A 16,202-nucleotide genomic window follows, 5' to 3' on the forward strand; every position below is an offset into this window, starting at 1 on the left:
GGATGCAACAAAAATCAGGTGCCTTGCCCAACTCAGGCACCTGATTTTCGAATCTCCACCTGCTATTTGGACGCTTCGTAGGCCTTTTGCAAAATTTCGAGATAACGGTCCAGCTTCAGGTTTTCCAGACCTTTAACATAGGCATCCCAATCCTTGTTCAGATCCTTGTTGCCTGTAATGAATTGAAGCTGGTTCTGCTCAATGTAGTTTCGGATATTGGTTTGCAGCAAGCTTGCTTCATCAATTTCGGAAGGATCAATCCATACGGACCAGATCGGGAACAGCTCTTCTGGCTCATGTCCTTCGTACAGCAGCGTAGCATCATACAGTCTGCGCTCATAACCGTCGGAGGCATAGATATCCGTGCCTTGAACAAAGGTGTCCCGATACTCCTTAGGCATATAGAAATGAGCCATTCCGCTCCAGCCCGCATTGCGCGGCGCCTCTCCCTCAGCCATCGGAATTTGTTTAACCATCGGCTTGGAATCCTTGCCCAGTGCCACGTCGCCTTCTCCCGGATCGGTCCAATCGATTCCTTTCAGACCACTACCCCCGTTCGTTTGACCTTCGGCAGTGAACATATAGTCCACCATTTTGATTAAAGCGATCTGCGCTTCTTCACTTGCCTTGTTGGTGATGACGAATTTGGCTCCCGGGGATACGCCGCCCCCATCATGCGTTGCGTACGATACACCTCCCGGTCCGGAAATTGGAGGTACAGGATTATAGTGTGCCGAGCGTGTATTGCCAGGATCAATGTTTACGAAGATTGCGGGGTGCATTCCTGCACCGACGCCGAGAATTTCCGCATCTGCATTTTCCCCAATTTTCTTAAAGGCTTCAGCGTTCTGTGTAAAAGCTCCTGGATCAATGAGACCTGCATCGTACAACGATTTGATATAGGTCAATCCTTCCTTCCACTCCGGCGTAATGGCTGCGGATTGAACCTTTCCTCCAGCCATTTGCAGGTAGTTGCGGTCATCATCGTATACAAAGGCATTCATGAGGAATGGAATGATGCGCACACCAAATTCCTCGATGGAACCGCTAAGAGGTACTTCATCGGCTTTTCCATTTCCGTTCGGGTCCTGCGTTTTGAAGGCCTGCAGCACATTTTTGAATTCCTCCGTCGTGGTTGGCATCTCCAGATTGAGCTTTTTGAGCCACTCCGTATTCATCCACATCTTGCTCGGATAGGAGCAGTGGAAACATTCCGTATAGGCAACAAGGCCATAAATATTGCCATCCGGCGCTGTGTTAAGCGTTTTCAAATTTGAGTTACTTTCCATCGCTGCTTTGATGTTGGGGGCATATTGATCAATCAGATCGTTGAGCGGCAAGAGGACGCCCTGTTTGCCATATTTCAAAAGATCTGCCTGTGAGAATTGGTCAATGTAATGAGTAAGCAGGTAGGCATCGGGATAGTCGCCACTTGCCAGCGAGATCTGGCGCTTCTCCTTGGCTCCGTCCGACGGATTGATCTGCCAGTTGAATTTGATGTTGAACTTGTCTTCCACGAATTTGGTGAATTTGTTGGTCGGGATATCGATCCCCGATTCCTGTACGGAAAATACACTGATGTTCACCGGGCCGTCTCCTGCAGCCGGCTCTCCTGATTCAGGGCTTGACGAGTTATCACTCGAGCATCCGCTCATTACAATTGTGAACGCCATAAGCAGCATGAGTATGATTGTCAGGCTTTTCTTCAAAATGGATCACTCCCTATAGTAATTTACCGGTGAAGAAAATGATTCTCCAATCCCAAGCTGTGAATTATCCCTTAATGGAGCCAACCAACATTCCCTGTACAAAATGACGCTGTACAAACGGATAGATCACCAGCACAGGCAATGTAGCCACCACAATCAAGGAATATTTTAACAGCTCGGCAAGCTGCTGTCTCTCCACCATTTTCGCCGCATCCATCGCTCCTGCACTGTTGTTCTGAATAATAATGCTGCGCAGAATGAGCTGTAACGGGAACAGATCAGCCGATTTAAGATAAATAAGAGCATCAAAATAAGCGTTCCACTGCCCAACCGCATACATGAGTACCAGCACAGCGATAATGGGCTTGGATAGAGGGAGAACGATACTCCAGATGAAGCGCATGTCACTGCAGCCGTCCATCTCGCTGGCTTCCAGCAATTCCTCGGGAATGGAGGATTTGAAGAAGGAACGGGCAATGATGACTTGCCATACCCAAATGGCATTAGGAATTAGCAGCGCCCAGCGCGTGTCGATCAGATGAAGCTGCTTCACAACCATATACGTCGGAATTAACCCGCCGCTGAAAATCATCGTAAAGGTGATAATCATCATTAAGGCATTCCGGCCAAAAAAGCTTCTGCGGGATAGCGGATAGGCAATCATGATGGTCAGGACCACACTGATCATCGTACCTACCACCGTATAAAAGATGGAATTACCGTACCCTGTTAATATCTCGGGAGTGTTAAATAATGCCTTGTAACCACTGAATGAAATATCTACGGGCCACAGCCATACGCGGCCTGAAGTAACGGCTGCTGGGCTGCTTAACGAGCTGCTGATAATAAAAATCAGAGGATAGATCACCGCCAGTACAACGAGACTGAGCACAATATAGATCGTGATCAGGAACGCTCTGTCGGCGGCAGATTCCCTAATCCTTTTTGGTGCCGTTGCTGCCACTTGAGGACCCTCCTCTCCTACCAGATACTATTGTTGGTCACTCGTTTCGCCAAACCGTTCACGGTAACCAATAAAACGAGATTAATCAGCGAGTTGAAAAGTCCGACCGCGGTCGCAAAGCTATAGTTGGCATTCAATAGGCCGATGCTGTAAACATAGGTTGCAATGATTTCAGAGTTGGCTAGGTTAAGCGGATTTTGCAGCAGATAGACCTTCTCGAAGCCAATGGCCATGACATTCCCTACATTGAGAATCAAAATAATCACAATGGTCGGCACAAGGCCCGGGAGGTCGACGTGTCTGATCTTTTGAAACCGTGAAGCTCCATCGACTTTGGCTGCTTCGTACAGCGTCGGATCAATTCCGGCGAGAGCGGCCAAATAGATCACTGCACTGTATCCCGCTGTTTGCCATATATCCGACCAGACATAGATGGATCGGAACATCCCGGGTTCGCCGAGGAAATTGACCGATTCAAGCCCGAAAAAATTCAGGGCAATGTTGGCAAAGCCAAGCCGCGGTGCCAGAAACAGCATGATAATGGATACCATCACGACTGTCGAGATGAAATAAGGTGCGAACGATACGAGCTGTACGAACTTTTTAAACTTCGTGCTCCGCACCTCATTAATCATAAGTGCTAGGATGATTGGAATCGGGAACCCCGCCAGCAGCAAATATCCGCTCAATATAATCGTGTTCTTCACCAGTGTCCAAAATAACGGATTTTCGAAGAACAGACGGAAGTTTTGCAGCCCCACCCAGGGACTTCCCCAAATGCCTTTAATGACGTTATAGTCCTTAAAGGCAAGGACCGCATTAATCATTGGGTAATACTTGAAAATAAGAAAAAACAGCAAGGGCGGAATGACCAGCAGGTGCAATTGCCAGTGCTTCCTCATTTTCTTGCGGGCGTTGCTCCATAAGCTCGTTTCTTTTCTCTGTGGCAATGACCTGTGATTCACAACGACTTCCTTCTCCAGAACAACCCCCCCTGACTTCAGTCTGTGATGTGCAATGATGATAGCGCTTTCTACACGTTGATCATAGTGGATTGGGATGTCTTCTTAACAGGTACAATTGAGCTGTAGAGCGTACAGTTATCCCTTTTTCGAGGGAACAAACCAGCATCTGAACGGCCATTTCTCCATATAAGCCGCTAGATTGCATCAAAAAGACCGCATCGCCTCCTTGGGACAACACGGCCATAAGACCTGAATGATTTTATTCGTAGGGAGTCTGTCTATATACACTCGGGGAAATACCATTCAATCGTTTAAAGGCACGCCGGAAGGAATGTGAACTGTTGTAACCCACTCTTGCTGCTATTTCGTCCACCGTACAATTACTGTCCCTTAACAGGATCATTGCCTGATCCATTCGCACTTTGATCAGATGATCAGAAAAATTAACCCCCGTATACTCCTTGAACAGTTGGGAAATGTATTTTTCAGGCCGCTCAACGTGTTCGGCAACGCGATACAGAGTAAGCTCGGCATCCGAATACATCTCTGCGGTATATGCTTTGATCTGTTTAACGATTTGACTATGGGTATTCTTCTTCTTGTTAGCAATCAGTCCGCACAGTTCTTCCATGATTTCGTACAATTCAAACTTGACGGTCTCCAGTGTCTCCGCGGGCCCAATGTCGATAACCCGCCGTTTGACGTTTTCGATGGAATCGTATTCCATAAACGCCTTTTGATCAAGCAGCTTGATAAAGGTTCCCTTCATCTCGCCAATCAGTTGATGTTTCATTTCCATGGATAATTCCCGCTGCTCCATGTTCTGTACCATGATGGCTTCGACAATCCGCTTGGCCTCCTCAAGCTCTCCAGCCCGGATCGTCGTAATCAGTCGCTGCTCGGAGTCGAGCGGATAATAATAGGTTGTATTTTCGCTCTGTGTTTCACTGCTCCACACCATGCCCCTCTCGTTCATGTAGATGGCATATTCAAGTGCTTGATTGGCTTGGTCGAAGGAATCACTGACCTCCGTCACGGACGAGAAGTGGTTGCCGAATCCCGACTGAATGGTGATCCGGTAATCATTAAACACAACCTGTGCCAAATTCTCCATGGTCTGCGTAATATCTTCTACGGTTCGTTGTGTGTCAGCTTCCTCATCCGTGGAGAGAAACAAAATGGCTACTTTATCCGATCCCCAATCGGTCATCAGTACATTAGCGCCAAGCTCGCTCAGCGCCTGCTTCAACAGCAGCCGAGAAGCATTTAGCTCATTCAGGATATCAACGTTATCCATACTACCGTAACCTTTGATCTGGACGAGACCGGCATATCCTACTCCCTGCTGCAAATGAATATCCGCCTGTTCGGCAGCAGACCAAATCTCATCCCGTGATTTGAATTCACCGGATATCAGGCGCTTCAAAAAAGCATCCCTTACGAGTGGCAGCTGACGATTCAATTCCGATTCCAGCAGCTTGTTCTTGGTGATCATATCCGAGATGTTTCCGCTTAGAAAATCAAACTCATTCTTGGAAGTCCCGTCATCTCTCCCGAATTGTTCCTTCATCACACTTAGCAGTCGATTAATTGGTGCGCTATGACGATAGGCAAGTACTAGCCCAACGAGCAGTCCAATCAGTAGCGTTCCACCTGTAATGAGCATGCTCATCTTCTTGATCTTGTTTGCATTTTCCAGAAGGAGGTCACGCGGAATCCCTGCCTGGTATACCCAGCCGTTTGAATCCGATTGCGTAGTGATGACCAGATCATCCTCATAGAACTGGCTAACCTTGTTCGAATCGAAATTCGGATCAGCGATCATCTTGGCCATCTCCGGTTCTCCGCTGCCCTTTAGCGCAATGGTGTTCCCTTCCGCATCGCTAATGTGAACCCAGCCGCCATATCGGTCCGTCATACTCGACAGCAGTCCTACGATCATCTTCTCATCAATGACGACGACGGCTACCGCCGGTGAGGAATCATTGAAACTGTCCAGCGGCAGTGACTGCATATATGTAATGACCGAAGTGTGCTGGCCTCTGCTGACATAGGAACTGAGCGGCTTGATCTCACTCCGATGCGTTTGCTTTAATACTTGCTTCATCCATTCCTCCAGAGACAGATCCGTATAATGAAAGTCGGCATAAAAATGATTTGGCCTGTAGGAAGAACCCGGGGTAAGAATTAGATTATAATTGGCTAAATAAATATAATAATTTTGCAGGAAATCATTCGTCTGTCCAAATGTCAGCACATTCTCCATGGCTCGCCATATGCCATACACATTCGTTTCGTTATCCCTTTCATTCATTAGGACGTTCAGTTCCTGATTCACGGCAAGCTGTCTGGTGAAACCTTCGACTTCAGCCATGCGCCGTTCCAATATTTCTTGGCCCTTCTCAAGCTGAGTAACCCCATTCTCAATGGAAATGGACTGCGTTACGGAAATCGAAGTCAGATAAGACATGTAGCCACCTATGCTGGGTATGACCAATATGATGACATACGAAATGAGAAATTTCCGAAAAACACTGGAATTTCGAATGGGCAACCCCTCCATCGTTGTTGGTAGCGCTATCATAATCACAGATTATATCATTTTTTGGCTTAGTCAAATGTTTTCTTGCTTGTGCAGCAGCTCATTCGCTGCTGTTTACTGACGCAGCCTACGCTTTATTAAAATTATTCAGAAAGAAGGGGACCTATACGGTCCCCTTCTCAATTACACTATTTTCAGCCTATTCCATCCACTGTTCTCCGCCACTTGCAGCAGGCTTCGAATCATGATTAACTGACGCTTCTTCAATATCTTCAAATGCCCAATGGGAAGGTGATACATCCTTCCACTGAGGCTGCGAAACTCCAGTAAGCGGGCCTCTTCCCAACGCCCGGTTAATGATAACAACGGCTTCTGCTCTTGTCAGCTCAGCATTCGGCCGGAAGGTGCCGTCCTTGTAACCTGTCAGGATTCCCAGCCCTTGGGCTTTTTGAATCGCATCCTTAGCCCAATGACTGCCAATATCAGAGAACCCGCTGCCCGGCTTGGTTGTATCCGGAGCTAGGCTCACTGCCAGCATTGCCATCTCTGCACGGGTCAAGGACTGATTCGGTTTAAATGTACCGTCCTTGTAGCCTTGCATCAGTCCCATTTTTGCAACCTTGTCGATAGCTGCTGCTGCCCAATGGGAAGAACTCACATCACTGAACGTCACATTTGATGATGCAGCACCTTTTTCAACGACTTTGGCAAGTATGGTTGCCACCTCTGCGCGAGTGATCTTGTTATTCGGTCTAAACAGTCCGTCCTTATAACCGTTAATATACGCCTCGTGCCGCGTCGTCTCCGTATTCCCGGAAGGTTCCTCTCCCGTTTCTGCTTCCGGGACCGTAGTAACTGGAGGCTGTGCAACAGGTGATGACGGTCCACTCGGATTGGAAGGTCCTGATGGATTGGTTGGGTTGGTTGGGTTGGTTGGCCCGCTGTCCTCAGCAGCAATCGTAAATTTCAGTTGATCCGTGAGCATGAGCTCACCGGACTTCTTGACAGCCTTCAGCGTATGCACACCACTTGTCAGGCCCGATATGCTGTAGATCTCCTGCCTATTTTTACGTCCCTCACTGTACGTATCTACGGTTTGCACGAGGTTTCCGTCGATGTAGATCTCCACCTCACCTTGCTGCGGCCCTGTCGGAGTAATCATGCTGATGCCGGTACCTTTGAAGACATAATCAAAGGAATCACCATTTACCGCCGAATAATGAACATCATTGAGATAATCACCGCCAAAAACAAAACGGAGGTTCAATGTACCGAGAGGCTGCGCAGCAAGGTAGGATTTTTTAAGCGTTACCTTATCCCCTGCTACCTCATAATCGGTTCCCTTTATCAGCTCATGTGATCCATTCATAATCTTCTTGAAACTTTCCGGTTCCTGCAAAAGTGTCACTTCAATATCGACTTGAGCAGATTCAGCTTTGTCAAAAACAGCGCTCACCGGCTGAATGATATTGGGAATCTCCACCTTGAGGAAGTCAAGCAGCATGAACCGTCCCGACTTTTTCACGGCTTTAAGCGTGTGCAGTCCATCTGGCAGCCCGGAGACACTATAAACCTTTTGCTGCGCCAAACGTCCGTCACGGTAAGCACTTACCGTTTCCTTAAACTCACCATCCACGTAAATATCCATGTCGCCCTGTGAGGGATCCACTTCCGTAAAAAACTGGATACCAGTTCCCCTGAATTCATACTCAAAATAATCGCCGTTCTGCTCGGCGTAATGCACATCATCCTTATAGTCGCCAAATGCTCTTCCTGTGCTACGCGACCAGTTGCCGCTATACTTGATTCCGGGATCGTCATTGTTAATCATCGCGAATCGGATTCCTGAGGTGTCAATAACCTTAATCGTCAGCGTCTGCGGATCACCCGCACTAAATACCACGTTTAACTTTGTTGTCCCCACAGGCAGCTGTGTGAGGTAATGTTTCTTGATCGTTAACGTGTTGTCAACGACATCGTAGTCATCTTCGCCAAGATGGCCCTCATCGAATTCCACACCAGTTAACGTATTACCATTCAGGTTTAATGTAATTTTCACATCCGCCTGCTGATCCACTGCCTTATCAAAGTCTGCAGCGGTTGGGCTTATTCCACTGTTCTGGCCACTAGACTCCTTTTCCCTGGTTACCTTGAGTGCATCCAGAAGCATATATTGGCCCGATGCCTTAACGACCTTCAAAGTGTGTGTTCCACTTGGCAGATCTGTTTTGCTGTACAGCACCTGCTGGGCTTCCCTTTCTCCATCGGTATACGCGCTTACCTGTTCTGCCTCTCCATTATCGAGAATAATGCTCATGTCCCCCTGCTCTTGATGCTTCTCTGTCAGCAGCTCGATGCCTGTACCTGTGAACGTGTATTCAAAATAATCGCCGTCTTTTTCCGTATAATGTACATCGTCATTGAAGTCCCCGAAACCTCTGCCGGTATTCGCATTCCACGAACCGGTGTATTGTATCTCACTGTCGTCATCGTTAACGTAGACCACCTCGGTAACCGTGGTATCGTCTCCCACAACGGATGGTTCAGCAGCCGTTTCATCTGCTACATTGGAGTCTCCTGCTGTACCCGCATTCGTTCTCTCATTGCCTGTGGAATCCTGAATCGCTATAGTCAGGTCCTGGGAACCCTCTAATTGTTCCTTGCCTCCATTTCGCTTCCAATCCCCGGTATAGCGCATGCCTGTATCATCGTCATTCACGTTCGCTGTTCCGCTCAGTGCCTTGACTTTCAGCATTCGTGAAGCATGTGGCTCCAATAAACCACTGCTAAATCCCTCGTTAAAGGTACCCAGTTCGGAGTGGCTCCACAGGTCACGGACCGATGCAGGTCCTTCGAGACCAATATCACTCCAATTGACCTTCACCTCAGCACTCCGGTTGCCCAGATTAAACAGAGCCACACTGTACGTTCCGTCTCCGTTATTGGCATACCATACCTGCTGCTGGGTATCCATCGAAACGGGATGAGCCGGACGTCCAGCCTGATTAACGGCAATCACTTCATCATTGGTAAGAAGTTCAAGCCCATAGCTGTCCAGCCTGGTCATGTCATTCCCTGTATACAACGGTGCAGACGAGATCGCCCAGAATGTCATGGCTGTCTTCCGTTCATCCTTGGTGAGCCCATCCATGGAGCCATTGCCAACGTTTAGCGAGTCAAAATCATTCCACCCGCCAGGGCCTGCATCACGCCACCAAAGTGCAGCGATTGGAAACAATCGTGCAATATTAGCCCACTGCGTCAAACCCACATTGCTGTCGTATGCTTCGACATCCCAATCGATACGCCAGCCATTGGCGTGTTTTTTCCAGAAATCCACGTAGTTATGGTCCAGTGCCCATGAAAGCTCGAACCAGATATTATGCCTTGCCAAAGCTTTGGACCAGGCCTCCACATCTCCTCGTGCATCCCGGCTGAGATTGTTAATACCTGATCCTGGCGTTACACTGTCGAATTTGACAAAGTTAATGCCCCACTCGCCCAATAGATCTGCGATGGAATCGATGTATTTCTGAGCACATGGATTCGAAAAATCAATCTTGTAGGTATACGCATTCCAAGCATCCATCACGGTAAGCGGCTGATATGCAATATCCTGCATCCGGCAAGCTCCGCCTGTCCCATAGATCTCAAGGTTTTTATTGTATGCATCAATGGACAATCCGGGAATCAGATAGATCCCGATCTTCTGACCATTGTTATGGACATAGTCGATAACCTCCTGGAATCCGTTCGGATACAACTCTTTGTTAGGAATCGGTCTTCCGTATTCATCATTATCTCCGTTCCATCCCGCATCAATATTGATATATTCATAGCCATGAGCCTGTAACTTCTCTCGCATGGCATCCGATTGCTTCTTGATGCTCTCCGCTGATGTCCATTTTACGGAAGGGTCATACACCTGCATACTGTAACTGCTCCAGCCCATGTACGGTTTCTCAGCCAATGTTGTCTCTGCCGCCGCTTCAACCACGCGACCTTTGGTTCCTGTAAAACCAAACTGAACTGCTGCAAAGATGAACACCAGAAAAACCATCGCCATCCTTTTACCCATTCGCTTCAAATCATCCCTACCCCCTCTGAAATAGTGAATTCAAATCCATAATGATAGCGCTTTCCTTACGAGACAAGAATAGTGGATGTATTATGTTCAGAATAGGTACAATTCGGAATTTTACGTACATTTCACCATGAAAGTGGGGGTACAACAGCCATAGAACAGGCATTTCTCCCCTTGCACCGGAGTTCTTGCATGTGAGCTGCTGTCATCAGACCGATTCAGAGGAACATGGTTTAAGTAAAGATGTGTGTATCGTGGTTTAGTCATGTAAAAAGACATAAAAAAAGGTCTCCCGTAGGCGCTAGCCTAACGAGAAACCTTTTCTTCTTATGATGCGGTCGAGAGGACTCGAACCTCCACGGGGGGTTAGCCCACACGGACCTGAACCGTGCGCGTCTGCCAATTCCGCCACGACCGCATATAGCATATCTCCGAGATAATCTATCGCGGCGACAAGAAATAATATATCATGTGAAATTTAACGTGTCAACACTTAATTTAATTAGTATAAAACTACGATAACCGAAAGTTATAAAATATGGTCGAGAACTGACTTTCCCTGTTGAGAATGAATCATGCTCTCCTCTACAACTCCAATTTACTTATTTGTCCAATTTATGTGCTGATGAAACACAAATTACGTTTTTGTCATCATAAATAAACATGGAGAACTACTACTTTCCACAAAAAGTCTTGAATTCCGTTAACATTGCAGAAGGAAGAAAGGTTTGACAATTACGCATTTATGCAATATAGTTTCAAAAGGTTACAAAATATTAATTATTCATTTGCCGAGTTTCATGTTTGAAAACGGGGGAACCATTTTGGGTGAATTATTCTTATACATAGGAAATATAGGGAACCTTCTACCGAACCCTTAGCTAACTCCGTAGGCATCGAAGGGAGAACATTGATTTTGAAAAAACTGATCATTTCTATTTTTGGCGCAGCCGTTCTATTTACATCTGGTGCAGCAAGCACTGAGGCAAGCAGTATCAACACCGTCGTTAACAACATGACTGGAATACCTTACAAGTGGGGCGGCACAACGCTGGCCGGTTTTGATTGCTCTGGATTTATGAGATATATCTTCGAAAAATATAGCATTGAATTGCCACGTACTTCACAGCAACAAGCCAAGGCAGGTACCCCGGTATCCAAAGCCAATCTGCGCACAGGGGATCTGGTATTCTTCAACACTTCAGGCAGTGGCATTTCGCATACAGGCGTATACATCGGGGGCGGACAATTTGCTCATGCTTCCAGCAGTAAAGGTGTCAGCATCACCAAAATGTCGAATCCATACTTCAGTGACCGCTATGTAACAGCACGCCGGGTGACTGGACAGTTTATGTATAACAAGATGCTTGGAAAAATATAAATTGGATAAGAAACAGGCTCTGGATCATTCCAGAGCCTGTTTTGCTGTCTTATTATTTAGACTCACTTACAGGAAAAGTCTTAGTGTAATGCTTTTTGCACACGCATTGCACCTTGAGACAGCGCGTGCCCGCCGCCTACCGCTCCGGCTACCGCAATCGTCTCCATAATCTCCTGATCAGTTGCGCCCTTCGCACGTGCCTCTTCGACGTGGTAAAACGTACATACTTCGTTATTAGCAAACAATCCGATGCCGAGGGCAATCAGCTGCTTCGTTTTGGCATCAATGGCCCCTGACTGAAAACATTCACCGGTAAAATCATGATACGCTTTGACTACACCAGGCAACACATCGCTTAATTCTCCAATTTGATCCTTGTAGGCATGTACCTTATCATTCATCAATGTCATGGCTACCCGCACATCCTCTCGGCTGATAAGTTTACGAATTCTCGCTGTACCTATCTTCTCTCCCGAGTGGTGGGATTATGCCAAACCATCCATGGTAATTCCATGCATCAGTCGGACTCTATTCATCAGCCGGACTTTGGCGCGGTTCGCTAAAGAGCTGATAGCGATAGCTGCGGTCCAGCTTAACTACACGTCTGTTCTGGCGACGGATAAGCACCTGTTCTCCATCCCACGCAACGACAATCCCGGTCACATCGTTGGACTCCAGACCATCCCTTACCACTCTTACTTTTTCACCCGATAAGCGCAGTGCATCCAGTTCTGCATCACTAATCATGTCTATGGCTCCTATGCTCCAAAATAATTTACAAAAAGAGACCTAAATGAAGAGTCATTTAGGTCTCACGTGACTGTATCGGACTGTTATGTCATTCGAAAAATATCCCGACTGAAAGTTACCGCTGCGCGTGCTCTTTGCTGTCGTTCTTCTCGAACCAAAAATCAAGCACTTTGGCGGACATCACACGTTCTTCAAGGTACTCCACTTGATGCGGTGTAAATTGTTCTTTCCAAGCGAAGGACAACTCTTCACACAAGCCTACAATGGTCAGCAACTCTGACCAGGCAACATAGCGTTTGTACCAGAAAAATTGAGGATGTTCAATCATATAGGGATAAAGGTCATCGAATTCCGTATGTTTACAATCCAGGGCACGTTCAAAATGAACTTTCGACTTCGCCAGCTTTTCAATAAAAAATTGTTCTGATGCCGGTTGATTCCCCATGGTGTTGCCTCCTCTCCCTAACATAACTCCATTATAAATGAAATCCGCGGTCATGCAAAGGCATTGTTCAAAAAATAGGCTTTTTCCTTTAAACTGTCACATTTGGTTATCGTCGAATTGCACGGTACCATCGTTCAGTGAACGAATGCGCACCAAGGCTTCCACGGGAATGCCCTGCTCACGAATTGTGCGGGCTCCGGCCTGAAAACATTTCTCGACCACAACACCGAATCCAACAAGTTCCGCGCCTGAACGTTCAATGATTTTGATGACACCGCGAGCCGCATCTCCGTTGGCGATAATATCGTCTATAAACAAAATACGGTCGTTCTCATGAATATATTCACGGGACACCATAATATCGGTTACGATTCCTTTGGTAAAGGAGGGTACGCGTTCACAGTAGGCATCGGGATCTGCCAGAAGTGTCTTTTTTCGACGGGCAAATACGAGAGGAACTCCAAGTTCGTGAGCTGCGGCAAAAGCAACCGGAATCCCTGAAGACTCCACCGTAATGACCCGTGTTACACCACTTTCACGAAAGCGAGAGGCAAACTCTCGGCCCATCTCCATTGTCAATGCAGGATCAATCTGATGATTCAATAATCCGTCCAGCTTCAGCACCTGATCCGAGATGACTACGCCTTCTTGTAAAATTCGTTGTTTTAATACTTCCATAATTCGACCTCCCAAGCCTATCCTATGAGGTAAAAGTATCATAGATGAGGCTGTCAGTTCAAGCGAAATCGGCTTTCCTGCATCATTGACCGATTCTGGGGACGCAAAGCTTCTTTCAATTGTCATGAGTTACCAGAGTCAAGCATACCTTGTACCATGGTACCCGCATGTCCAAACTATTATGGGGCCTGAGAGGGGAAACGCATGAAACAGGCATTCCGGGTGCTGCAGATCGCATTTACATACATCGGAACGGTTGTAGGAGCAGGCTTCGCGACAGGGCAGGAAATATTGCAGTTTTTTACCCAGTATGGCAAATGGGCCACCATCACCATTGGCTTATCGACCATACTCTTTGTCTGGCTGGGCACCAAAATGATGCTCATCGCCCATGATACCGGCTCCCGCTCTTACGAGGACCTGAACAAGCACCTATTCGGGCATAAGGCTGGAAAGTGGATTACCTGGATAACGCTTCTGATTCTTATTGGTGTAAACAGTGTAATGCTCGCCGGAGCAGGTTCTGTCTTCGTGGAGCATCTTGGACTGCACTACCAGACTGGTTTGATTATTACGATAGTGGGAACGTACCTGCTTCTTGGACGAGGCATCAAAGCCATATTGCAAATGAATAGCATTGTAGTTCCGATGATGCTCCTGTTGTCCATTCTTATGATTACAAGCACCATACACCATCCCGGTGCCTTACGGTTCGTTACGCTGACTACAGATACCAATCCTATAAAGGTGTGGCTGTCTCCACTATTGTATTCATCTTTCAATCTGGTACTGGCTCAAGCTGTTCTGGTGCCGGTAGGCAATCAGATCCGTGATCGTAATGTCCTGAAATGGGGCGGTGTACTCGGCGGAATCGGCGTAGGCTTCATGCTGTTAGCCGCCCATTTCGCCATGTCAGCCCAGATGCCCGGTATCATGCAGTTCGAAATTCCGATGGGGAGCATTGCCTTTCAACTTGGATGGGCTGTGCAATCTGTGTATGTAACTCTGATCTTCATGGAAATATTCACAACATTCGTCGCAGATATCTATGGTATGACTCTTCAGCTTGGTCAGCACTTACAAGTACCCCCTAGATTAATTACATTAACCATTATGCTGCTCTGCTACTCACTCAGCCAGTTTGGCTTCAGTTCTCTCCTATCCATTCTCTATCCAATCTTCGGTAGCCTTGCCCTAGTCTGGGCTGGAAGATTGGTGATCGACCGCTGGGGAAGCTTTCGCGCGAGACATAAAAACTTGTGATTTATACCAAGGTCCTAAGCTCTAATGATATTTAATACGCTTTTTATCTAAAGCAAAAAGCCGCTGTTCTCACAGCGGCTTCTTCTGTTTGTTTTATTTTTAGGGGTAAATCTAGGCCTTGCTCGCGTATTGCAGGTACAGTTTTTTCAGTTCATTAACCGATCTGCCCAACGAATAGTGCGTTTTGGCCTTCTCACACGCCGAGCGTGCAAGTTCGTAACGGTACGAAGGATCCAGCATGACTTTCTCCAACGCCTCAGCAAGTGCCGAAGGGTCCTCAGGGGGAACGAGCAGCCCGTTGCTGCCGTTCTCAATCTGTTCAGGAATTCCGCCCACATCCGTACCTATAAGTGCGAGACAACTCAGAGCTGCCTCAGCAAACACGGAACCAAAGGCCTCTGCACGGGAAGGAAGTACAAATATATCGAAAAATGGCATGAACTCTTCCGGATGCAGGGTATATCCATAAAAAATAGTCTCGTTATAGATGCCCAGACGCTGAGCCAACTCTTCCAAATCAGGTCGAATTGGACCATCCCCGATTATATGCAGAACATAGTCATGACCTCTACCTTTGAGTTCCGCGCAGGCTTTGAACAAAATGTCCAGACCTTTGGCCGGAACAAGCCGGCATACCGTAACCAGCTGCGGGATCGCATTGTCATGAGGAATGGGTTTAAAGCGTTTCTCATCAAATCCGTTCGGAATGATGCCAATGACGTCAGGCTGCTTCACATAAGGAGACAAATACTGCCGAAATGAATCGGAGACGGTTAACAACCGCTCTGCCTGATGCTCCAGCTCGCCGTAAATGGCAATCAGAAACTGATGATCCAGACCGCCTGGCTCAATTCGTCCATTCAGAATCAACTCACGCTCATAACTGGAGTGAATGGTCTGAATGAGTGGTGTATCTGGAAATACACTTTTCATGGCAAGACCTGCAATGGGATGGTGAGCATGAATCAAATCATAGGGCTTCTGAATCCGCAGCTTCGTCCACCATAAATAATCACGGTAAGTCTGCATATATTTTTGAACGACAGGACTTTCCTGATACTTGGTCCAATCGAACGTTTCGAACTGCACGTCCTCCCTGCCCTTGTTGCGAATTCGCTTCGGCAGCGAGAATAAGTCCATCTCCCACCTCGGGGACGTAAACCTCTCCTGCATATACGGAATCATAGAGGATACACCTCCGGGCTGCTCCGGAGGAAAGAAAAGCGCCTGCAGCAATTTCACCGTTAGTTTCCCCCTTTCTAGCTTCAGTCTTTCAGTACATCTTCAATCATGATATATTAGAACGTATGTTTCAGTAAAGAAATAACTGTTTATTCATCACCATTTTAACAACAACGTTGCAGCTTGCAGACCCTAAGGAATGATCCGGTAAGGGTTACACGGACAAGCTAATGAAAAGG

12 protein-coding genes, 1 tRNA gene and 1 riboswitch are annotated in these 16,202 nt (G+C 47.1%); of the genes, 2 read left to right on the top strand and 11 right to left on the bottom strand.

Annotated features, from left to right (window positions below):
* Window positions 1-62 precede the first annotated feature (62 nt).
* The 6 genes from MH144_RS08730 to MH144_RS08755 all read right to left on the bottom strand — a co-directional run bounded on the left by MH144_RS08730 (window position 63) and on the right by MH144_RS08755 (window position 10,682).
* Window positions 63-1,709 (bottom strand): extracellular solute-binding protein, encoded by a 1,647-nt coding sequence (locus tag MH144_RS08730; protein WP_183521069.1) that lies wholly within the window; start codon window positions 1,707-1,709, stop codon window positions 63-65.
* A gap of 64 nt (window positions 1,710-1,773) precedes the next feature.
* Window positions 1,774-2,673, bottom strand: a complete 900-nt coding sequence (locus tag MH144_RS08735; protein WP_239299105.1) for a carbohydrate ABC transporter permease — start codon at window positions 2,671-2,673, stop codon at window positions 1,774-1,776.
* A gap of 17 nt (window positions 2,674-2,690) precedes the next feature.
* Complete coding sequence (locus MH144_RS08740; RefSeq protein ID WP_221192575.1) at window positions 2,691-3,575, bottom strand: ABC transporter permease; 885 nt, start codon at window positions 3,573-3,575, stop codon at window positions 2,691-2,693.
* A 322-nt stretch (window positions 3,576-3,897) separates the two neighbouring features.
* Complete coding sequence (locus MH144_RS08745; protein ID WP_239299106.1) at window positions 3,898-6,108, bottom strand: helix-turn-helix domain-containing protein; 2,211 nt, start codon at window positions 6,106-6,108, stop codon at window positions 3,898-3,900.
* Between the two features lie 271 nt (window positions 6,109-6,379).
* Complete coding sequence (locus MH144_RS08750) at window positions 6,380-10,246, bottom strand: X2-like carbohydrate binding domain-containing protein (RefSeq protein ID WP_239299107.1); 3,867 nt, start codon at window positions 10,244-10,246, stop codon at window positions 6,380-6,382.
* Between the two features lie 351 nt (window positions 10,247-10,597).
* Window positions 10,598-10,682 (bottom strand) — tRNA-Leu (locus MH144_RS08755).
* A gap of 361 nt (window positions 10,683-11,043) precedes the next feature.
* Window positions 11,044-11,175: riboswitch (cyclic di-AMP (ydaO/yuaA leader) on the top strand.
* A gap of 5 nt (window positions 11,176-11,180) precedes the next feature.
* Here MH144_RS08755 and MH144_RS08760 point away from each other — a divergent pair.
* Entirely contained in the window at window positions 11,181-11,645 is a 465-nt protein-coding gene (locus tag MH144_RS08760; RefSeq protein ID WP_239299108.1) for a C40 family peptidase, read from the top strand.
* A gap of 80 nt (window positions 11,646-11,725) precedes the next feature.
* Here MH144_RS08760 and MH144_RS08765 read toward each other — a convergent pair whose 3' ends face one another.
* The 4 genes from MH144_RS08765 to MH144_RS08780 all read right to left on the bottom strand — a co-directional run bounded on the left by MH144_RS08765 (window position 11,726) and on the right by MH144_RS08780 (window position 13,518).
* The gene (locus MH144_RS08765; RefSeq protein WP_239299109.1) at window positions 11,726-12,055 is read right to left on the bottom strand and encodes a carboxymuconolactone decarboxylase family protein; all 330 of its coding nucleotides are present in this window, start codon (window positions 12,053-12,055) and stop codon (window positions 11,726-11,728) included.
* Window positions 12,056-12,173: 118 nt separating this feature from the next.
* Window positions 12,174-12,392, bottom strand: coding sequence for a hypothetical protein (locus MH144_RS08770; protein WP_095287968.1), 219 nt, complete (start codon window positions 12,390-12,392; stop codon window positions 12,174-12,176).
* Window positions 12,393-12,510: 118 nt separating this feature from the next.
* Entirely contained in the window at window positions 12,511-12,840 is a 330-nt protein-coding gene (locus tag MH144_RS08775; RefSeq protein ID WP_239299110.1) for a hypothetical protein, read from the bottom strand.
* Between the two features lie 96 nt (window positions 12,841-12,936).
* The gene (locus tag MH144_RS08780; RefSeq protein WP_239299111.1) at window positions 12,937-13,518 is read right to left on the bottom strand and encodes a xanthine phosphoribosyltransferase; all 582 of its coding nucleotides are present in this window, start codon (window positions 13,516-13,518) and stop codon (window positions 12,937-12,939) included.
* Between the two features lie 204 nt (window positions 13,519-13,722).
* Between MH144_RS08780 and MH144_RS08785 the strand changes: the two genes are divergently transcribed.
* Window positions 13,723-14,781: a YkvI family membrane protein gene (locus tag MH144_RS08785; protein WP_239299112.1), complete on the top strand. Its 1,059-nt coding sequence runs from the start codon at window positions 13,723-13,725 to the stop codon at window positions 14,779-14,781.
* A gap of 111 nt (window positions 14,782-14,892) precedes the next feature.
* On the opposite strand, the gene MH144_RS08790 is transcribed toward MH144_RS08785, so the two are convergent.
* Window positions 14,893-16,023, bottom strand: coding sequence for a glycosyltransferase family 4 protein (locus MH144_RS08790; RefSeq protein WP_153977870.1), 1,131 nt, complete (start codon window positions 16,021-16,023; stop codon window positions 14,893-14,895).
* Window positions 16,024-16,202: the final 179 nt, after the last annotated feature.

It is taken from the genome of Paenibacillus sp. ACRRY (assembly GCF_022346995.1).
GTDB lineage: Bacteria > Bacillota > Bacilli > Paenibacillales > Paenibacillaceae > Paenibacillus.